The organism is Acidiferrimicrobium sp. IK (assembly GCF_025499425.1).
Classification (GTDB): domain Bacteria; phylum Actinomycetota; class Acidimicrobiia; order Acidimicrobiales; family Palsa-688; genus Acidiferrimicrobium.
In genome coordinates, this window is record NZ_JAIMCB010000012.1 from 65,501 (window position 1) to 83,841 (window position 18,341).

At 70.4% G+C, this 18,341-nt stretch carries 16 protein-coding genes; 7 read left to right on the forward strand and 9 right to left on the reverse strand.

Annotation, left to right across the window (positions count from 1 at the left end):
• Nucleotides 1-256 precede the first annotated feature (256 nt).
• The 3 genes from K6U06_RS18375 (at nucleotide 257) to K6U06_RS18385 (ending at nucleotide 4,124) form a co-directional block, all read left to right on the forward strand.
• Nucleotides 257-1,042 carry an SDR family NAD(P)-dependent oxidoreductase gene (locus tag K6U06_RS18375; protein WP_262323422.1) on the forward strand — a complete coding sequence of 262 codons (786 nt, stop codon included), beginning with the start codon at nucleotides 257-259 and terminating at the stop codon, nucleotides 1,040-1,042.
• A gap of 66 nt (nucleotides 1,043-1,108) precedes the next feature.
• Nucleotides 1,109-1,945: an SDR family NAD(P)-dependent oxidoreductase gene (locus K6U06_RS18380; protein ID WP_262323423.1), complete on the forward strand. Its 837-nt coding sequence runs from the start codon at nucleotides 1,109-1,111 to the stop codon at nucleotides 1,943-1,945.
• 22 nt (nucleotides 1,946-1,967) lie between these two features.
• Nucleotides 1,968-4,124 (forward strand): acyl-CoA dehydrogenase, encoded by a 2,157-nt coding sequence (locus K6U06_RS18385; RefSeq protein WP_262323424.1) that lies wholly within the window; start codon nucleotides 1,968-1,970, stop codon nucleotides 4,122-4,124.
• Nucleotides 4,125-4,169: 45 nt separating this feature from the next.
• Here K6U06_RS18385 and K6U06_RS18390 read toward each other — a convergent pair whose 3' ends face one another.
• From K6U06_RS18390 to K6U06_RS18430, 9 genes are all read right to left on the reverse strand, one after another.
• Nucleotides 4,170-5,057 (reverse strand): VOC family protein, encoded by an 888-nt coding sequence (locus K6U06_RS18390; RefSeq protein ID WP_262323425.1) that lies wholly within the window; start codon nucleotides 5,055-5,057, stop codon nucleotides 4,170-4,172.
• Nucleotides 5,058-5,062: 5 nt separating this feature from the next.
• The gene (locus K6U06_RS18395) at nucleotides 5,063-6,511 is read right to left on the reverse strand and encodes a class I adenylate-forming enzyme family protein (protein ID WP_262323426.1); all 1,449 of its coding nucleotides are present in this window, start codon (nucleotides 6,509-6,511) and stop codon (nucleotides 5,063-5,065) included.
• A 44-nt stretch (nucleotides 6,512-6,555) separates the two neighbouring features.
• Nucleotides 6,556-6,975: a MaoC/PaaZ C-terminal domain-containing protein gene (locus tag K6U06_RS18400; protein WP_262323427.1), complete on the reverse strand. Its 420-nt coding sequence runs from the start codon at nucleotides 6,973-6,975 to the stop codon at nucleotides 6,556-6,558.
• Between the two features lie 2 nt (nucleotides 6,976-6,977).
• Complete coding sequence (locus K6U06_RS18405) at nucleotides 6,978-7,460, reverse strand: MaoC family dehydratase N-terminal domain-containing protein (RefSeq protein ID WP_262323428.1); 483 nt, start codon at nucleotides 7,458-7,460, stop codon at nucleotides 6,978-6,980.
• Between the two features lie 52 nt (nucleotides 7,461-7,512).
• The gene (locus K6U06_RS18410; RefSeq protein WP_262323429.1) at nucleotides 7,513-8,211 is read right to left on the reverse strand and encodes a TetR/AcrR family transcriptional regulator; all 699 of its coding nucleotides are present in this window, start codon (nucleotides 8,209-8,211) and stop codon (nucleotides 7,513-7,515) included.
• Nucleotides 8,208-8,930 carry an ABC transporter ATP-binding protein gene (locus K6U06_RS18415; protein ID WP_262323430.1) on the reverse strand — a complete coding sequence of 241 codons (723 nt, stop codon included), beginning with the start codon at nucleotides 8,928-8,930 and terminating at the stop codon, nucleotides 8,208-8,210. The genes K6U06_RS18410 and K6U06_RS18415 overlap by 4 nt, the downstream gene beginning before the upstream one ends.
• Nucleotides 8,930-11,740 carry a branched-chain amino acid ABC transporter permease/ATP-binding protein gene (locus K6U06_RS18420; protein WP_262323431.1) on the reverse strand — a complete coding sequence of 937 codons (2,811 nt, stop codon included), beginning with the start codon at nucleotides 11,738-11,740 and terminating at the stop codon, nucleotides 8,930-8,932. The genes K6U06_RS18415 and K6U06_RS18420 overlap by 1 nt, the downstream gene beginning before the upstream one ends.
• A 53-nt stretch (nucleotides 11,741-11,793) precedes the next feature.
• Nucleotides 11,794-13,071, reverse strand: a complete 1,278-nt coding sequence (locus K6U06_RS18425; RefSeq protein WP_262323432.1) for an ABC transporter substrate-binding protein — start codon at nucleotides 13,069-13,071, stop codon at nucleotides 11,794-11,796.
• A 187-nt stretch (nucleotides 13,072-13,258) separates the two neighbouring features.
• Nucleotides 13,259-14,542 (reverse strand): amidohydrolase family protein, encoded by a 1,284-nt coding sequence (locus K6U06_RS18430; protein WP_262323433.1) that lies wholly within the window; start codon nucleotides 14,540-14,542, stop codon nucleotides 13,259-13,261.
• A 296-nt stretch (nucleotides 14,543-14,838) separates the two neighbouring features.
• On the opposite strand from K6U06_RS18430, the gene K6U06_RS18435 reads away from it, so the two are divergent.
• From K6U06_RS18435 to K6U06_RS18450, 4 genes are read left to right on the forward strand one after another with little or no spacing between them, the layout of a single operon-like run.
• On the forward strand, nucleotides 14,839-15,261 hold the full coding sequence (locus K6U06_RS18435) for a Zn-ribbon domain-containing OB-fold protein (RefSeq protein WP_262323434.1): 423 nt from the start codon (nucleotides 14,839-14,841) through the stop codon (nucleotides 15,259-15,261).
• On the forward strand, nucleotides 15,258-16,397 hold the full coding sequence (locus K6U06_RS18440; RefSeq protein WP_262323435.1) for a thiolase C-terminal domain-containing protein: 1,140 nt from the start codon (nucleotides 15,258-15,260) through the stop codon (nucleotides 16,395-16,397). The genes K6U06_RS18435 and K6U06_RS18440 overlap by 4 nt, the downstream gene beginning before the upstream one ends.
• A 44-nt stretch (nucleotides 16,398-16,441) precedes the next feature.
• On the forward strand, nucleotides 16,442-17,647 hold the full coding sequence (locus tag K6U06_RS18445) for an acyl-CoA dehydrogenase family protein (RefSeq protein WP_262323436.1): 1,206 nt from the start codon (nucleotides 16,442-16,444) through the stop codon (nucleotides 17,645-17,647).
• A 47-nt stretch (nucleotides 17,648-17,694) separates the two neighbouring features.
• On the forward strand, nucleotides 17,695-18,330 hold the full coding sequence (locus K6U06_RS18450) for a PaaI family thioesterase (protein WP_262323437.1): 636 nt from the start codon (nucleotides 17,695-17,697) through the stop codon (nucleotides 18,328-18,330).
• Nucleotides 18,331-18,341: the final 11 nt, after the last annotated feature.

Below are 18,341 nucleotides of genomic sequence, written 5' to 3' on the forward strand. Positions count from 1 at the left end.
ATGGCTGGAAGGCACGGCCGTCAACGACACACGCGACGAACCGCTCCCGAGCCGACTGACCATGGTAGCGTCCCGCCGCCGCTCCGACAAGGCGAGGCGATGGCCCCTGGCAAGTCGGCGCGGACCCTCGGGCTGCTCCGGGGCGTGTCGGGTAGCTGACCCCGGCGCTCGCGCCCGAGCCGCTCACGGTACCCGAGCGGGCCCCTCCCGCGGCGATGCGGTGCGGTCACCTGCTGGCCGCTAGGTTGCGGCGGCCGTGGACCTGGAGCTGCGCGACAAACGGCTCGTGGTAGTTGGGGGCACGTCGGGGATGGGGCTGGCGACCGCCTCGGTAGTCGCCGGCGAAGGCGCGGCGGTCGTGCTGATCGGCCGGAGCGAGGCGCGCGCCGCGGAGGCCCTGGCCTCCCTGCCGGAGGGGTGCGGCGCTTCTGTCGTGCTCGGTGACGTCCAGGACGGACCGAGCCTGGATCGGGCGATGCAAGCCGCGGTCGAGACTCTCGGCGGCCTCGACGGGCTGGCGGTCTTCACCGGCACGCTGGGCCACCAGAGCCTCGACGCCGCCGACGAGACCTGGACGGCGGCGTTCGACGATGTGCTGCTCGGGACGGTCCGGGCCGTGCGCGCCGCCCTCCCCCACCTGACGGCCGCCGGCGGAACGATCGTGACCACAGCCGCCTACTCGGTGCGGGCCCCGGACGCGGCCCGCCTCCCCTACGCGTCTTTGAAGGCCGGCGTGGCCGCGTTCACCAAGGGTGTGGCCAAGGACTACGGGCGCCGCGGAGTGCGAGCCAACTGCATCTGTCCCGGCGCCATCGAGACGAGCGCCCTGCATGACATGCGGGGAGAGTTGGCCAAGGCGCGGGGCATCCCATACGAGGAGGCTCTCGAGCGGGTGATGGTCTGCGAGTGGGGCCTTGACGTCGCCCTCGGCCGGCCGGGTAGACCCGAGGAGGTCGGGGAGCTGGCGGCCTTCCTGCTGTCGCCTCGCGCCGACTACCTCACGGGCGCCCTCATCAACATCGACGGGGGCACCTGGTTCTAGGCGGGCTTCCCCGCCCCGATATCGACGCTATCGTCAAGTGGATCAGACGATCCGGAGGGGGACGGCATGGCCAAAGCGTTGGTGACCGGTTCGAGCCGGGGTATCGGGAAGGCAACGGCACTGGCCCTGGCCGCGGCGGGGTTCGATGTCGCAGTGTCGGGCCGGACGGTCAACCCCGGCGAGTCCCGGGAAAACACCCTGACCGTGCACAAGTCCGATGCCCGGCCGCTGCCGGGATCACTCACCGAGACGGCTGAGGCCGTCCGCTCCTTCGGCCAGGACGCCCTGATGCTGCCGATGGACCTGACCGACCGGGCGGACGTGGAACGAGCCGGGAGGGAGCTGCTCGAGGCGTGGGGCGGCGTCGACGTCCTCGTCCACAACGGCCGCTACATCGGTCCGGGGCTCATGGACACCTTCTTCGATATCCCCGTCGACGCCTACAGCCTCTTCTTCGAAGCCCACTTCATCGCTCCTGTGGTCCTGACCCGGATGCTGCTGCCGGGGATGCTGGAGCGCGGCGCCGGGACGATCATCACCACTAGCTCCGGGGCGGGGATCACCGACGAGGCGCCGCCCGCCCCCGCCGGCCAGGGCGGGTGGAGCCTCGCCTACGCCATGGCCAAGGCGTCGGGGCACCGCCTGGTCCACACCCTGCACGTCGAGTTCGTGTCCCGGGGGATCCTCTGCTTCAACGTCGACCCCGGCTACGTCGCCACCGAACGCAACAAGATCACCGTCGCTGACTACGGCCGGGAGATCACCGGCGCGGCACCGCCGGAGGCGATCGGCGCGGTGATGGCTTGGCTGGCCACCGACCCCGAGCGCGCCGCTCTGGCCGGGGGGACCATCGACGCGCAGTCCTTCGCCCTCGAACGGTCCCTGCACCCGGCGTGGGCTTGACCCCTTCTCGAATCGAGCAACCATGAGCATTGCCCTGCACGAAGATCACCGGTCGCTGGCAGAGGTGGCCCGCTCCTTCCTCGAGGACCGCAAGGCGCTGGCGTCGGCGCGCTCCACCCTCGAAGCACCCGACGACCGGTTACCGCCCTTCTGGTCCGAGCTGTGCTCGCTCGGCTGGACCGGCTTGCATCTCGGCGAGGAGGTCGGCGGTCAGGGCTTCGGCCTGGCGGAGCTCGCGATCGTCGTCGAGGAGCTGGGGCGCGTCGTCGCCCCGGGCCCGTTCCTGCCCACCGTCGTCGCCGGTGCGGTCATCGCACGCGCCGGTGACGCAGCGCAGCAAGCCGCCCTGCTCCCAGGGTTGGCGGCCGGGACCCGGGTCGGGGCGGTCGGACTGGCGGGGTCGCTTAGCGGCTCGGCCGGCCGCTTGGCCGGTGACGCCGGGCTGGTGCTCGGCGCCGGGGTAGCCGACCTTCTCCTGCTCCGGCTCGGCGACGACCTGGTGCTCGTGGACGCCGACGCCGACGGCGTCACGCTGCGCCAGGCGGCCACGGTCGACCCGACCCGCCGGCTGGTCGCGCTGAGCGTGGCCGGCTGCGCCTACGACGAGTCGCGGGTCTTGCGGGGCGGCGCCGCGATCGCGACGCGGATCGGCCGGGCACTGGCCGCCGCCGAGGCGGCGGGGGGTGCCCGGGCCTGCACCGAGATGGCCGTCGCGTACGCCAAGGTGCGCGAGCAGTTCGGCCGGCCTATCGGCTCGTTCCAGGCCGTCAAGCACCACTGCGCCGACATGCTCGTGGACACCGAGCTGGCGACGTCGACGGCGTGGGACGCGGCGCGCTTCGAGGCCGACGACGCGGCGGCCGCCCTCTCCGCGGCGGTCGCCGCCTCTCAGGCGCTGCCCGCCTACCGGCGCTGCGCGGAGAAGAACATCCAGCTCCACGGCGGCATCGGCTACACGTGGGAGCACGACGCCCACCTGTATCTGCGCCGGGCGGCCGCCCTAGCTGCGGTCTTCGGTGCTGACACGACCGCCCCGCTCGACGTCGAGGCGCTCAGCGCCGCCGGCACCAGAGCGGACCTGGGCATCGACCTTCCGCCGGAGGCCGAGAGATTTCGCGACCAGGCCCGCGCCTTCTCGGCCCGGTACCGGGCCCTCCCCGCCGCCGAGCGGCGTGGCGCTCTCATCGAGTCGGGGTACCTGGTCCCGCACTGGCCCAGGCCGTGGGGCCGGGGCGCGAGCGTCGTCGAGCAGCTGGTGATCGAGGAGGAGCTGCCCGACGTCGAGGCACCGAACCTCGGGATCGGCACCTGGGTCCTGCTGACCCTTATCCAGCACGGCACCCCCGAGCAGGTCGACCGCTGGGTGCGCCCCAGCCTCGACGGCGACCTGCGCTGGTGCCAGCTCTTCAGCGAGCCCAACGCCGGTTCGGACGCCGCCGCCATCCAGACCCGAGCCACCCGCACCGACGGCGGGTGGCTGGTCAACGGTCAGAAGGTGTGGACCAGCGGCGCCATGGAGTCGAACCGGGGTCTGGCGACCATCCGCACCGACCCCGCAGCGCCCAAGCACGCCGGGATCACGACGATGGCGATCGACATGCACGCTTCGGGGGTGGAGGTGCGCCCGTTGCGCGAGATCACCGGCGAGACGCTGTTCAACGAGGTGTTCTTCGACGACGTGTTCGTCGGCGACGACGACGTCGTGGGCCCTGTCAACCAAGGGTGGACCGTCGCGCGGGCCACCCTCGGCAACGAGCGGGTCTCCATAGGAGGCAACAAGGGCGGTCTGGACCTGTTCGACGTCGCTGATCTGGTGGCGCTGGTGGAGGCCGTGGCCCCCTATGACAGCGGCGCCTTGCGCCAGGTCGGCGTCGTCGTCGCCGAGGACCGGGCAATGGCAGCCCTCAACCTCCGCCAGATCACCCGGAGCATCGCCGGGGGTCCGCCCGGGGCCGAGGGCAACGTCACCAAGCTGCTGTCGGCCGAGCACGCCCAGCGCGTCGCGGCGGTGGGGATGACCATCGCCGGGCTCGGCGGCGTCGCCGGTGATCAGCCCCGGCTCGCCCACAGCTACCTGTTCAGCCGCTGCCTGACCATCGCCGGGGGCACGTCGGAGGTCAACCGCAATGTGATCGCAGAACGACTCCTCGGCCTGCCGAGAGAACGCTCGGGCGCCTGACCGCTCGCGGGGGACCAGCGACGACCCCCGCCGGCCCCGGCGCGCTCAGGCCCGGCGCGGGTCGCCGGGCGGCAGGGCGTCGACCACGACCACAACGACGCCGCCCGTCGCCGCGGGGTCGATGACGATGCTGCGCTCGTCGTGTCGGACCAGCGCCACAGCCGCCGCCTGGAGCCGGCGGAGGGCCACCCCGAGGTCCGGCACTCGGACACCGAGGCTGCTGGTCTGGGCCCGCTCGTAGACGTGGTTCCAAAGCGCCAGGCTCTCCTGGCGCGGGGGGATCGGCCACAAAGCGAGGGTCATGTCGACGAGCGACACGCCAGCCGCCGGCGCACCGGGAGCGGGATCGGGGTCGACGAAGGTGACGTCGGTGGCGAATACCTCCGCGAGGCGCGCCGCCGCCGAGCCCGGGTCGTCGACCACGGCACCGCCGAAGGCCATGTGGGTCACGTCGAGGAGCGGCTCCACCGGGTAGGGCGGGATCGGGGTACCAAAGCGCGGGTCGTTCTCGGACTCGCCGCCGTACCACTCGATCACCACGCCGGCGGTGGTCTTCGGATCGGTGAACACGATGATCTCGTCGATGCGCGACGCGACGCGCACCCCTACCGACTGGAGGTGGGCGACGGTGGCGTCGATGTCGGCGACTTGCACCGCGATCGAGCTCATGTGGGAGCCGAAGCGCTTGACGAACCGGTCGACCGCGCCGCCCTCCACCGTCGGCTCGCCAAGCTCGATCGAGTTGTCGCCGATCCACGTCATCCCGCCTCGACGGCCGATGCCGGCATCCTCGTACAGGTTCTCCTCGAGCGCCCGCGAGCCGACCAGGCGCGCCAACGCGTCGCGCGTCGCGTCGTAGTCCTCGACCATGGCTGTGGTGTGGAAACACCACCGAACCTCGTGGCGGCCGCGACCGGGTTGGTCTTGGTCCATGCCCCTCACCCTCCTAACCCGCCGAGGTCGCGACGCAGCAGCTTCCCGGCGGCGTTCCTCGGCAGCGTCGACGTGAACACCCATTCGACTGGGACCTTGAACCCCGCCAGCTGCGTCCGGCAGTGCTCAGCCAGGTCGGCCGCGGCGGGGGCCTCGGCGCCGTCGCGTACTACGACGACGGCCCTGACGACCTGCCCCCACCGGCGGTCCGCCACACCGACGACGGCCGCTTCGCGCACGCCGGGATGCAGCTCGAGGACCCTCTCCACCTCGAGGGGGTAAATGTTCTCGCCACCCCGGATGATGGTGTCTCCCCGGCGGCCCTGGAGGAACAGATAGCCGTCCACCACTCGGGCCAGGTCGCCGGTACGCAGCCAACCATCAGGCCCGGGCTGGAAGATCTGCGGGCCGCTCACCGCCAGCTCGCCGACCCCGTCGTCGCTGACGGCGTCGAGGCGCCAGTCGAGGTTCGCCAGCGGCCGGCCTACCGAGCGGAGGATGCCCGGCTCGCCGGCCAGGGCCCGCACGTGGTCGGCGTGGTCGAGGATGCTGATCGGGCCACCCTCGGTCATCCCGTACGCCTGGCAGAACTCCGTGGCGCCCAGCGCGTCGAGGGCCGCCCGCAGCGTGTCGGGGTGGACGGGGGCCGTCCCGTAGTGCAAAGCCCGCAGGTCGACGGCGCCGAGGGCTCCGGCCTCCAGCAGCGCGTCGATCATGGTCGGGACCAAAAGCGCCGCCGACGGCTCCAGCTCCCGGACTTCTCGCCAGCGCTCGACGCTGAAGCGGGGGAAGGGGACCACGCCGGCGCCACAGGCCACCGCGACGAACAGCATGCCGATGCCGCCGGTGTGGTGGAAGCCACCGGTGCTGCAGTAGAGGTCACCGGGGGCCAGCCCCATACCCGTCTGGTAGGCGCGGGAACGGTGGAAGACGGCCGCGTCGCGCACGAAGACGGGCTTGGGTTGTCCCGTGGTCCCGGACGTGTGGAGGACCATGACCACGCTGTCGGGCGTCGTAGCGACGAAGTCTGGCTCGCGGGCGGCGACCCGGTCGACGACGACCAGTCGGGCACCGGCTGCCGCGGCGACATCGGTGGCGACTCTCTCGTTGGCCTCGTCGGCGACTAGGACCGCCGTCCCAAGGCCCCGGACCAGGGGTACCAGCTCTGAGGGTGTCAGGCGGGTGCCAAGCGGCGCCAGGGGACGACCCGAGAAGGCCGCCCCCAGCGTCAAGGCGATCGAGGTGGGGCTCGACGAAAGCAGCGCGGGGACCGCCACCCCGGCGTTCGACACTGACCGCAGGACCTCGGCGGCTCCGGCGGCCCGTCGGAGCAGCTCCGGGCCGCTCCAATCGCCGGCGAAGGACCGCACGGCGGTGCGGTCCTTCGACAGTTCTTCGAGCACCGACGCCATCCACGGGCCGCGGGAGGGACCTCCCGCGGCTTGGTCGGACACCCCGGCACGCCAAACCGTCGAGGCCAACGGATCCTCCAACCCGGCTACGGGTTGATCCGGGCGGTGGCGGTGCCGGAGACGACCGGCTTGCCGTCCTGGTTGGTCGTGGACACGACGAGGTCGACGAGTGTCACGTCGCCGTCTTGGCGGACGGCCTCGACGGTCGCGGTGGCGCTCAGGGTGTCGCCGGGCCACACCTGGTTGACGAACCGGACGCCGAAGCGGGTCAGGCCGGTGGGGCCGAACCAGTCGGTGAGCAGCCGTCCGGTGGCACCCATGCTCAGCATCCCGTGAGCGAAGACGCTGGGGTAGCCGGCGACCTTGGTGGTGTAGACCTCGTCGGAGTGCAGCGGGTTGTAGTCACCGGAGGCCCCGGCGTACATCACGATCTGGGTGCGGGTGAGGTCGTCGAACAAGACCATGGTGCGACTCTCGCCGACCCGGGGGATCTCTACCTTGGCCACGATCAGTCCTTGCTCTCGGCGGCGGGCTCGGTCTTGACCCCGACCATGGTGGCGGTTACGACCAGCTCGTCGCTCCCGGCGTCGCGGAACTCGGTGATGGTCTCACTGAAGTGGAGCGTGGCCCCTGAACGGCTCTGCTTGTCCCAGGTCCGCCCGGCGCGCTCCGTCGTCGTCAAGACCATGCCGACCCGGAGCGGCTGGTGATACTCAAAGACCTGCTCGGCGTGCAAGACGCCGCCCCCCTCGCGCTGCTCACCCGAGGGCTCCCGGCCGGACCCGAACCACGGCTGCCCCGGCTTCGGGCGAAGCGGGTTGTCGGGGTCGAACTGGAACCCCGCCATGGCGAAGGTCGGAGGCGCGACCACGCCTCCGACCGCAGCGGCCTCGGGGCTCTCGGGATCAGCAAACGCCGGGTTGGGGTCACCGATCGCCCGAGCGAACATCATGGTGTGGGTCGCCTCTACAGGAAACCGTTCGATCGTCAAGGATCCTCCTTCGGTGCGGGAAACGACGGGCAGCTGCCGCGGGCGGCGGCCATCACGACCGCCCCTCGAGCGCCGCTGCTGGGCGGCCTCCTCGGGGCGCGGGTCTCTGCCGGTATCGGGGTGGCTTCTCGACCTCGCGCAAGAGCCGTACGGCGATGCGCTCCACCGCGGGCTGGTCGATGTCGCGGCCGTAGAGCTGCGAGTACGCCCACACCCGCTCGAGCATCCCGACGACGAGCAGGCCGGATTCCACCGGCGCCTCCGCAGCCGCGCCGTGGAGCCTCGCCAGCGCGACACCAAGGCGGCGGCACATCTCGAGGTGACCGCGCTGGCCGGCCCGCCGTATCGCGCTGTCTTGCTGCGCGGCCTGCGTCCATGCGAAGGCGAAGCTGCCGTGCTCCTCCAGGTGGCCGAAGTACGCCGAGACCCAACCGGCGATGGCCGCGACGTCACCGTCGGGTCCCAGGTCACCGAGGCGCCCGACGATGATCATGGCCGACGCGAGGCTCTCGGCGCCGAGGGCGAGAAGGGCAGCCCGCTTCGACGGGAAGTAGGTGTAGAACGAGGCTCGGGCCACACCTGCGGTCTTGGTGATCTCGTCGACGGTGGTCCCGGCGTACCCGCTCACCAAGAAGACCTGCCGGGTGGCCTGAAGGATGGCGGCGCTGGTCCGCGCGCCGCGAGGGCCAGGAGCGTGGCCCGCGTCACGCGGCAGCGTCGCGGGAGGCGGAGCTCCCCTGGCGGCCGTCACCGCGACCTGGTCGAGCTGACCTCACCGAGGTACGCCGACTCCAGCCGGCCCGGGTCGGCGGCCAGGTCGGCGGCCGACCCGCGCAGGACCGGGTGACCGTGCACCAAGACCATCACCTGGTCCGCGACCTCGAGCGCAAGGTGGATGTGCTGCTCGACGAGGACCACCACAGCCCCAGTGCGGTCCGCGACGCTGCGGACGACGGGCAGGAGGTTCTCGACGATGAGCGGCGCCAGGCCCATGCTCATCTCGTCGATGAGGAGCACCTTCGGCTTCTGCACGATCGCACGGGCCATGGCGAGCTGCTGCTGCTCGCCGCCCGACAGCGAGCCGGCTTTGTTGTTCCACCGGGTGGCGAGCGCCGGGAACATCTCGCGGATCTCGTCGTCGAACGCCGCACCTTTGCGGGCGGCCGCCGCCACGTTCTCGCGAACCGTCAACCCGGTGAACAGCGCCCGGTCGTCGGGGACCAATACGACGCCTGCGGCGCTGGCTGCTGCCGGCTTGCCGCTCGGCAGCGGCTCACCCGACACCGAGACCTCCCCGCCGTGGCGGGACAGGAGCCCGGCCAGGGTGAGCATGAGGGTCGTCTTCCCGGCGCCGTTGGGACCGAGCATGGCCACGACGGTGCCGGCGTCGGCCACCAGGTCGATGTCTTGTACCACGGTCAGCTTGCCGTACCCCCCGGCGACGCCCTGGCACGACAACAGCGGTGCCATCACTCGCCTCCCGCAGCGGGCGGCGAGGGGATCTCGGCGGCCACCCTTGCCGTCGAGGTCGCGTTGACCGCGGGCTCGGCGAGGTGGGCGTGGGTGCTGCCGAGGTAGGCGGATGCCACCACCGGGTCGGCGCGGATGACGTCGGGTGGCCCGGCGGCGATGACCTCACCGAAGTTGAGCACCCGGATCTCGTCGCAGAGCCCGAGCACCAGCCCCATGTCGTGGTCCACCATGACGATGGTCACGCCGCCGTCCCGGACCGCCCGGAGTCGCTCGCCGAGCCAGAGGCTCTCGGTCGAGTCCAGACCGGCCGCGGGCTCGTCTAGCAGCAACACCTTCGGCTTGCCGAGCAGCGCTCGAGCGATCGAGACCATCTGGCGTTGGCCCTGCGACAGCTCTCCCACCGCTCGGTCGGCCAGGGACCGGATGCCGAGCAGGTCCAGCGTGTCGGTGATTTCTGTCGTCGCGTCCCGCTTGCCACCCCGAGAGCTGACCCCGACGTTCTCGCCGACGGTCAGGTCGTCCCAGAGTTCCATGGCCTGGAAGGTGCGACCGAGCCCGGCACGGGCCCGCTGATCGGGGCGCATGCCGTCGAGAGGAGCACCGACGAGCGACACCGACCCCGTGCATGGCGCGAAGCCGCTCAGGGCGTCGATCAGGGTCGTCTTGCCGGCGCCGTTGGGCCCGATCAGCCCGACGATGAGCCCCTCGGCCACCTCGAAAGAGACGCTGTCCACCGCGACAACAGCCCCGTAGCGGACCCCTATCTCCTCGACGGTGAGCACCGGCTGGGCTCCGGCGGGGGCCGGCCGCCGGCCGGGCCCGGCGGAGGGCGTCCCCGCGGCAGGAGCCAGGTCGGCGGCCGCGACGTCCGCGGGCTGTCTCCTGGCCCGCAGCGCCGCGAGCTTCAGGTGGAACGGACCGACGATGCCCTCAGGGTTGAAGATGACGGTGAGGATCAGCCCGATCCCGGACAGCGCGTCGTACCACCCGCCGAGGTGGAGGCCCTTTTGCAGGAACTCGTAGATGAGGCCGCCCGAAGCCATCACCCCGGCCAGGACGCCGCCCGACACCGAGGTCACTCCCGCCAGGTAGGCGGTGGCGAAAAGCCCGAGCCCGAGGATGGCGTCGAACTGCTCGTAGGTGACGTTGGTTTGCTGGTAGGCCAGCAGCGCGCCTCCGATGCCGGCGACGAACCCGGCGATCGCGAACGCCGCCAGCTTGGTGCGCACGACGTTGACGCCGGCCGCCGCCGCCGACCGTTCGTTGGCCCGAACGGCGAGCATCGCCGCGCCGAGCCGGCTGGTCCGCAGCTTCGCGACCCCGATCCCGACCAGCGCCAAGACGATGATCACCATGAAGCAGAACGCCAGGCGCGGGTAGGCACCGCCTGCGCCGACCCGGAGGTTGAGCCCGAAGAGCGACGGCCCCTTGATGTTCTTGCCTCCGGAGGGGACGAACTTGCTGTCCTGGAACCAGAACGCCTCTACGGCCACAGCCAGCGCCAGGGTCACCACGGCCAGCGGGAGACCTCGGACGCGCGCCGCGGGCAAGCCGACCAGGAGACCGACCGCCATCGACCCGAGCGCCGCCACGATCGGCGCGATCGGGAACGGGATGCCCCACGACTCGGTGACGGGGCTCAGCAGGAACCCTGCGCAGCCGGCCAGCACCAGCTGGGCCAGCGACACCTGCCCAGCGAAACCGGTGACGACCACCTGCGACAGCGCGATGATCCCGAAGGCGAAGCTCGCCACGAGCGCAGCCCGCCACTGGCCGTGGAGGACCACCAGGGCCACCCCCCCGGCGATCAGGCCGGCGGCGGTCGGGAGGGCCAACCCGCGGGGCCTGGGGGCCCGGCCCAGCGTGCCGCGGATCAGCTCGCCTCGCAGCGGAAGGTTGGGGGCTCGCCAAACCAGGACGATGAGGATGAGGACCAGGGGGATCAGCTGCGGCAACCCGGACTCCGGCAGCCAGCTGTAATGGCTGTTGAGGTACGCGGTGTCCGACTGCAGCATCCCGATGACGAGGCCTCCGACGACGGCCACCACGATTCCCTGGAACCGCCCGAGGATCGCGGCGGCGAGAGCCGGCACGATGAACAGGCTGTACGCGGACGGCACCAACGGCACGATCGGGGCGATCAAGATGCCCGCGACGGCGGCGACCATCGCCGAGATCATCCAGTTGACCGCGGCTATCCGATCGGGGGAGATGCCGCTGACGAACGCGCCTTTCTCCGTCTCCGCGGCGGCTCGGGTGTGGAGGCCGAAGCGGGTGAAGCGGTAGCCGGCCGCGATGAGCGCGGCGAGGGCGACGACGGTCAGGGCGAAGTACACCCGGTCGGCCGACACGTGAACCTTGCCGAGCGTCCAGGTGCTCGAGGGGAAGATTGCGTTGACGTTGACCGGGTTGTCGCCGACCCGCTGCTGCATGAGCCCGGTGATGAGCACCGTCACGCCGAGCGAGGCGACCGCCCGGGCTACTGCCGGTGCATTCCGGATCGGCCGGAACACGACCAGGTACATGACCAAGCCGAGCAGCGCCGTGATCACCAAGGTGAGCAGGGCGGCGGGAGCGAAGCCGAGCTTGTTCGCCAGGTGGACTGTGACTGGCAGGCCCGGTATCGGGTCGAGCAGCTTCCCTTCGCGCAGGAACCCGTAGGTATAGGCCGCGAAGAGGGCGATCGAACCGGTGGCAAAGTTGATCACGCCCGAACTGCGGAACGTGACGACCAGGGCCAGGGCCAACGACGCGTACACCGCGCCGTTGGCCAGGCCCAGAAGCAGGAAGACCAGATGGGTAGTCATCGTTCAACCAGCGTCATGGCAGTCTCCCGGTCTTCCTTGAAGCGCGGTTGGGGCTACAGCTTGGTGATGGCCGAGGTGTCGAGGTTGGTGAAGCTCCCCACCGGGTTGCCTTGGGTGTCGAGCTTCGCCGAGAGAGCGCCGGACGAACAGACGTCTGGAGCGATGGCCAGCTGCTTGCCGTTGCACTGGAACGTGCCGCCCGCCCCGAAGGGCATCGTCGCGGGGGCCATGCCGGTGATGGCGGCCTCGATGCTCGCCGGGGTCGGTGTCCCGCTCAGGGATTTGGTGGCCCGGGCGAAGCCGAGCACCACCGCGAAGCCGCCCTGGGTCACGCCGTTGGCGAAGGGCGGGGTGCCGTTGGCGTACTTGGACATGGCCGCCTCGTAGATCTTCACGTCGGGGTCCGACGGCAAGGTGCTGGCGACGGTCGTCTCGTACACGCCGGCGTAGCCACCCGGGATCCCCTTGTAGGAGCCGGCGTCCTGGCACTGGGCGATGATCGAGATCGTCCCCGAGTAGTTGAGCGTCTTCATCGCCTTGAGGGCGCTGGTGCAGAAGCTGACGTCGCCCAGCACCTCGATGAAGTTGGTGCCCTTGCTTATCTCGGCCTGCACCTGCGGGGTCATGTCCGCCGTGCCGGGAGCGATGGGCACCACGTCGATCGGCAGGCCCGCGTTCTTGAAGAAGAGCGGGTCGAGCTGCTTGGCCGGACCGGTCACGGCCGGCACGTCGATACCGAAGATGGCAGCCTGCTTGGCCCCCAGCTGCTTGGCCAACGCGGCCGGCGCGGCGAAGCTCGACGCCACCCCGTTGCTCAGGACATACGACAGCTTGCCGGTCAGCTGCGCGGCCACCGCCGTCTGGTAGGTCATCATCGGGACGTTGCCGGCGACGAGCGCCGAGTAAATGCCGCCGTCCTGGCCGCTCGTGTTGTTGAGGACGATCGGGACCTTGGCGGTGATCATCTGGTTGGCGCAGTTGGTGGCGCCCGACGGGGTGTCCTGGTCGTTGCACACGTCGAGCTTCAAGACGTCGTGCCCGGCGCCGACGCCGCCCAGGTACCCGTTGATGTAGCTCACCGCAGCCTGAGCGGCTGGGATCTCCGACAGGTTGTTGATACTGCCGTTCTGGCCGTCGGTGATGTAGCCGACTGTCAGGGTCGGGCCGGTGGCCGCGTCGGGCGTGCCGAGCGCACTCGCAGCGGACGCTCCCGACGCGGTCGTGGCGGTGGTCCCGCTGGAGCCTGGGGTGGAGCTGCTGCTACTGCCGCAGGCACTGACCAAAAGGGCCATGCTGGCGGCTGCTCCAACGACCACCTTCCGTCCGCTCATACCCCTTGTCGGATGCCCTTGGTGGACGTTGACCATTGGTGCTGCCTCCCCGGTATAGCGGCCTTGGTCCCCCCTTGGAACAGGCCTCTGCCAGAACGGTAGCACCCGCATCTGACACTTGCGTCGAGTTGATGGAAGTTTCTGACACATCCGTCAGATGAGCGCCGTGGCTACAGCGAGCGGAAGGTCACTTCGGCGCGGTGGACGAGGCCACTGCGGCCAGACGCGCGGCGCCGCCGCCCTCGGCCTTGCGCCGGCCCATGCTCTTGACCTCGATGTCCACGTCGGCGGCCTCGGCGCGCAGCGCACCCACGGTGCAGCGCTCGCGGGGGCGCACCGAGAAGGGATCGAACCCGTAGCACCGCATGGCGTTGAGATGGCTGATCTTGTCGATGTCCTCGTCGGAGACCCCCGCCAGGCTCTTCCAGAGCATCTCCGGGCCGTGCGGCCAGGTCGAATCGGAGTGGGGGTAGTCGAGTTCCCACATCATCTTGTCGACGCCGACAAGGTCACGGAGGCGGACACCCACCGGGTCGTCGATGAAGCAGGTCCACATCTGCTCCCGGTAGATCTGGCTCGGCCGGCGGCCGCCCAGGTCAGTGTGAGTCCAGGCGTGGTGATGGTCGTAGACGTAGTCGGCCCGCTCGATGACGTAGGGCACCCAGCCGTTGCCGCCCTCGGAGATGGCGATCTGCAGATCGGGGAACCGGGTCAGGGCTTGGGAGTACACGAGGTCGGTGACCGCCAGCATGCTGTTGACCGGGGTCAGCGCGATCATCACCTCGGGCGGTGCGCTCGGCGATGTGATCTGCATCGACGACGACGACCCGATGTGCAAGCAGACAACCACCCCCGTCTCGGAGCAGGCCTTGAAGAACGGATCCCAGTATTCCGAGTGGTAATCGGGCAGACCCAGCTTGAGCGGGTTCTCCGAGAACGTGACGGCCCGACAGCCCATGGCGGCGACCCGGCGGACCTCGGCGGCTGCCAGATCGACATCCCACAGCACCGGCAACGAGATGGGGATCAGCCGATCGGGGTAGGCGCCGGCCCACTCGAGGATGTGCCAGTCGTTGTAAGCCCGAACGCAGGCCAACGCCAGGTCCTTGTCCTTGGCCCGCAGGAACAGCTGGCCGCAAAAGTGCGGGAAGGTCGGGAAGTTGATCCCCGCCAGCACCCCTCCGGCGCTCATGTCTCGGACCCGCTGGTGCACGTCGAAGCAGCCCGGCCGCATCTGGGCGTACTCGGTCGGGTCGAGCCCGTACTCGTCGGGCGGGCACCCCGCGACCGCGTTGAGCCCCACGTTCGGGGCGTACCCGTCCTCGTACTTCCAAAGGTCCCCCCCGTCGGGCTGCTTCTCGATGCGAGGCGCACGATCGCGGTACTTCTCCGGAATGTGCGCGTCGAACATGTTCGGCGGCTCGATCACGTGGTCATCCACGCTGATGAGGATCAGATCTTCGACGTTCATGGCAGGCACTCCCCCGGTAGGCTCCTGAGTTGACAGTAGTGTCACGTACAGCCTATGCCAAGCCGGCGGTGACGGATCACACCTAGGAAGGTCGCCGGTCACCGTCTAACGTGAGGACGCGCCGCCTTCGGGTGGCGCCAAAGGGAGGGACCAGTGCTCGGAGCCGGTAGCCAGCGCCCCAACGACGCATCGCCGCTTCTTGCCGCGGCCAGTCTGACAGCGGCGTCATCATGCAGCGTGGCCATCACAGGGAGGACCGAAGTGACCAAGGGGCATCCACTGCCGAAGGACCGTCGATGAGCGCGCCCGCTCCCCCGACCCCCGCTCCCGGCGCCATCTCGGAGTTCTTCTGGAGCGGGGCGCGGCGCGGCCAGCTGATGATCCAGCGCTGCCAGGCGTGCGGCACCTACATCCACCTCCCGCGACCGGTGTGCCGCGCGTGCCACTCGTTCGACCTCCTCGGGGAGCCGGTGAGCGGCCGGGGGTCCCTCTACAGCTTCACCGAGACCCACCGGCCATTCCATCCGTTCTTCGTGGACCGGGTGCCCTACCTCGTGGCGGTCGTCGAGCTGGAGGAGCAAGCGGGGCTCCGGGTGCTCACCAACCTGGTCCGCGTCGCCGAGGCCGACGTCCGGATCGGGATGGCGGTCCAGGTGGAGTTCGAACGTCTGAGCGATGACCTGACCATCCCGGTCTTCGCCCCGGCGGTAGCGGCATGACGTCGCTGCGGAAGGTCGCCATCGCCGGGGTCGGCTACTCGCAGGTCGGGCGCCACACCGGGCTCTCCGAACGCCACCACGCCGCCCAGGCCGCGGTCGCGGCCCTCGGCGACGCCGGGCTCGACGCGGCCGACATCGACGGCGCCACTACCTGGGGCGGGGACGCCACCGACTTCGCGTGGATGCTCGGCATGGGCCCCCTGCGCTGGCATCTGAACGTCGGTGTCTCGCCGGCGTTCATCACCCCCGCCATCCATGCGGCCATGGCGGTCGCCACCGGCCAGTGTGATGTGTGCATCGCGTTTCGGATCATGATGCAGCAGCCGAGCGCGGCGCAGATCGCGTCCGGCGCGGCGACCCTGGCATCGCCGAGCATGGAGGACGCCGGGATGATGTACCCCTTCGGGGACTTCAGCCCGACCCAGTGGGCCGGGCTGCTGACCAACCGGTACCTTCACGACTCCGACGCCACCGAGGAACACTTCGCCCGGTTCGCGGTGGTGCAGCGCGAGCACGCCGTGCGCAACGAGGAGGCCCTGCAGCGGACGCCGCTGACCGTCGAGGACTACCTGGCGGCGCCCTACATCAGCAAGCCGGTCCGGCTCCTCGACTGCGACCTGCCCTGCGACTCGGGCTCCGCGGTCATCTTCACCACGGAGGAGCGGGCCAGGGACCTGCGCCAAAAGCCGGTGCTGGTCGAGGCGTCAGCCCTGTCGTCGATTCGCGACATGAACTTCGAGCTGCTCGACGACATGACCCACACCTCGCCGGCCCACTGCGCCCAAGTGCTGTGGTCACGGACCTCGCTGAAGCCCGGGGACGTGGACTGCGCCCAGCTCTACGACGGCTTCAGCGTCATCACCTTCCAGTGGCTCGAGGCCCTCGGCCTGTGCGACCCGGGCGCCGCCGGCCCGTTTATCGCGGAGGGGAACACCCGCCTCGGAGGCAGCCTGCCGGTCAACACCGACGGGGGGGCGTGCAACGTCGGACGCCGCCACGGAGCCAACTTCTGCATCGAAGCCACCCGGCAGCTGCGCGGCACCTGCGGCGTGCGTCAGGTCGACGGCGCCGAGGTCGCGGTGTGGGCCAATGCCGTCGGCCCGTTCAGCGGGGCCATGCTGCTCACCGCCGGGTGACGGACCGTCCTGCCTCCTGCCTCACCTCGCCACCGGAGAAGCCAATGCCCGCTGCCCTCAATGCTGATCTCCCCCGCCTTCTCGGGGAGATGCGCCAGTTCATCGACGAGGAGGTCATCCCGGCCGAGCCGTTGCTGCAGGAGATGACCGTCGAGTCGCTCGCGGAGATGGAGCGGCTCAAGGCGGAAGCCAAGCGGCGCAGCCTCTGGGCCCTCGGGCACCCGACCGACATCGGCGGTGGAGGGTTGAGCTTCATGGACGTCACCCATCTAAACGAGATCATCGGCCGCTCGTACTTCGGCCAGAGCGCGGTGGGCACCTGGTCCATGCAGGACTCGATCATGCTCCGCAAGTACGCGACCGAGGAGCAGAAGCGGCGGTGGCTGGTGCCGCTGGTCGCCGGTGAGATCCGCTCGTCGATCGGCATGACCGAGCCGGAGGTGGCCGGCTCCGATCCGACCCACATCCAAGCCACCGCTGTGCTCGACGGCGACGAGTGGGTGGTCAACGCTCACAAGTGGTTCACGACCGGCGCCAGCATCGCGGCGTTCACCACGGTCTTCGCTCGCACCGAGGACGAGGAAGCGGGCCGGTACCGCCGGTTCTCGGCGATCCTCGTGCCGACCGACGCTCCCGGCTACGAGGTGGTCCGCACCGTCCCCACGATGGGCGGGATACTCGGCGCCCACTGCGAGATCCGCCTGACCAACGTGCGAGTGCCCAAGGAGAACCTGCTCGGCCAGCGAGGCGAGGGCTTCGTGATGGCCCAGGATCGTCTCGGTCCCGGACGCATCTTCCACTGCATGCGCTGGCTGGGCCAGATGCAGCGCGCCTTCGACCTGATGTGCGAGCGGGCCAACGAGCGGATGGTGCAAGGCTCGCCTCTGTCCCGCAACGGCCAGATCCGGCTCCTCATCGCCGAGTCGGCAGCGGACATCTTCGCCCACCGGGCGGCGACGCTGGCGGCCGCCGAGGCGGTCGACACCGGCTCGGAGGCTCGGGTGGAGATCTCGCTCATCAAGTTTCGGGGTGCCCAGCTGCTGCACAACGTCATCGACCGGGCGATCCAGGTCCACGGCGCCCTGGGCGTCACAGCCGACACCCCGCTCGAGTGGATGTACCGGGACGCCCGCTACGCCCGGATCTACGACGGCCCCGACGAGGTCCACCGTGACCGGGTGGCGCGCATCTTGGCCAAGGATCCTGGGGCAGCGCCGTGGTCGGCCCGTCATGTCGCCGGCAATCCCTGAGCCGGGGCGTCATTCGGTACCGGCATCCGACGAAGCGAGACGCGACGATGAACGCAACCGGCGACGGCCGCGACTACGGCGAGGAGGCCACCGAGGCCCGACGCGCCCTGGCAGCGGCGATCAGGGCTCTGACGTCCGCGATGCTGCTGACCACGGCCGGGCGGCAGGACGTGGCGCGCGCCGCCGAGCTGGTGGCGCAGGCGCAGGCCGCTTTGGGTCCGGCGCTGCGCACCAGCCGTTACGAAGGCATCGCCGGGCTGGCTCCCGGCGCCCCCAGCAACCAGATCGTGTGGGAAACCCATGCCGCCTTCGGCCGGTCCAACCCCATGGCACCGCCGGTCGTGGTGGAAGAATCACCGGGGCGGCTCACCGGGACCGTCAGCTTCGAGGGGGCGTGGGAGGGAGCCCCCGGCTTGGCCTACGGAGGTTTCGTGGCTGCCGCCTTCGACGGTCTGCTCGGCCGTACGGTGTTGAGCGCCGGGCATCTGGCGGTGACCCGGTCCCTCGCCGTCCGCTTCCGTCGGCCCACCCCCTTGCGGACGCCGATGCGTGTCGAAGCCGTCGCCGGCGAGCGCAGCGGCAGAGACGTACCTGTCACCGGCCGGCTGTGGGACGGCGACGTGTTGCTCTGCGAGGCGGAAGCGGTCTTCGCCTGCGTCGAGCCGAGCCACTACCGGCTGTGACCGCCAACCGG

Coding starts and splice junctions, on each gene's coding strand:
- K6U06_RS18430 (WP_262323433.1), bottom strand. CDS start 14,542: ATGAACGTCGAAGATCTGATCCTCATCAGCGTGGATGACCACGTGATC.
- K6U06_RS18450 (WP_262323437.1), top strand. CDS start 17,695: ATGAACGCAACCGGCGACGGCCGCGACTACGGCGAGGAGGCCACCGAG.
- K6U06_RS18385 (WP_262323424.1), top strand. CDS start 1,968: ATGAGCATTGCCCTGCACGAAGATCACCGGTCGCTGGCAGAGGTGGCC.
- K6U06_RS18445 (WP_262323436.1), top strand. CDS start 16,442: ATGCCCGCTGCCCTCAATGCTGATCTCCCCCGCCTTCTCGGGGAGATG.
- K6U06_RS18380 (WP_262323423.1), top strand. CDS start 1,109: ATGGCCAAAGCGTTGGTGACCGGTTCGAGCCGGGGTATCGGGAAGGCA.
- K6U06_RS18415 (WP_262323430.1), bottom strand. CDS start 8,930: ATGGCACCGCTGTTGTCGTGCCAGGGCGTCGCCGGGGGGTACGGCAAG.
- K6U06_RS18420 (WP_262323431.1), bottom strand. CDS start 11,740: ATGACTACCCATCTGGTCTTCCTGCTTCTGGGCCTGGCCAACGGCGCG.
- K6U06_RS18435 (WP_262323434.1), top strand. CDS start 14,839: ATGAGCGCGCCCGCTCCCCCGACCCCCGCTCCCGGCGCCATCTCGGAG.
- K6U06_RS18440 (WP_262323435.1), top strand. CDS start 15,258: ATGACGTCGCTGCGGAAGGTCGCCATCGCCGGGGTCGGCTACTCGCAG.
- K6U06_RS18390 (WP_262323425.1), bottom strand. CDS start 5,057: ATGGACCAAGACCAACCCGGTCGCGGCCGCCACGAGGTTCGGTGGTGT.
- K6U06_RS18425 (WP_262323432.1), bottom strand. CDS start 13,071: ATGAGCGGACGGAAGGTGGTCGTTGGAGCAGCCGCCAGCATGGCCCTT.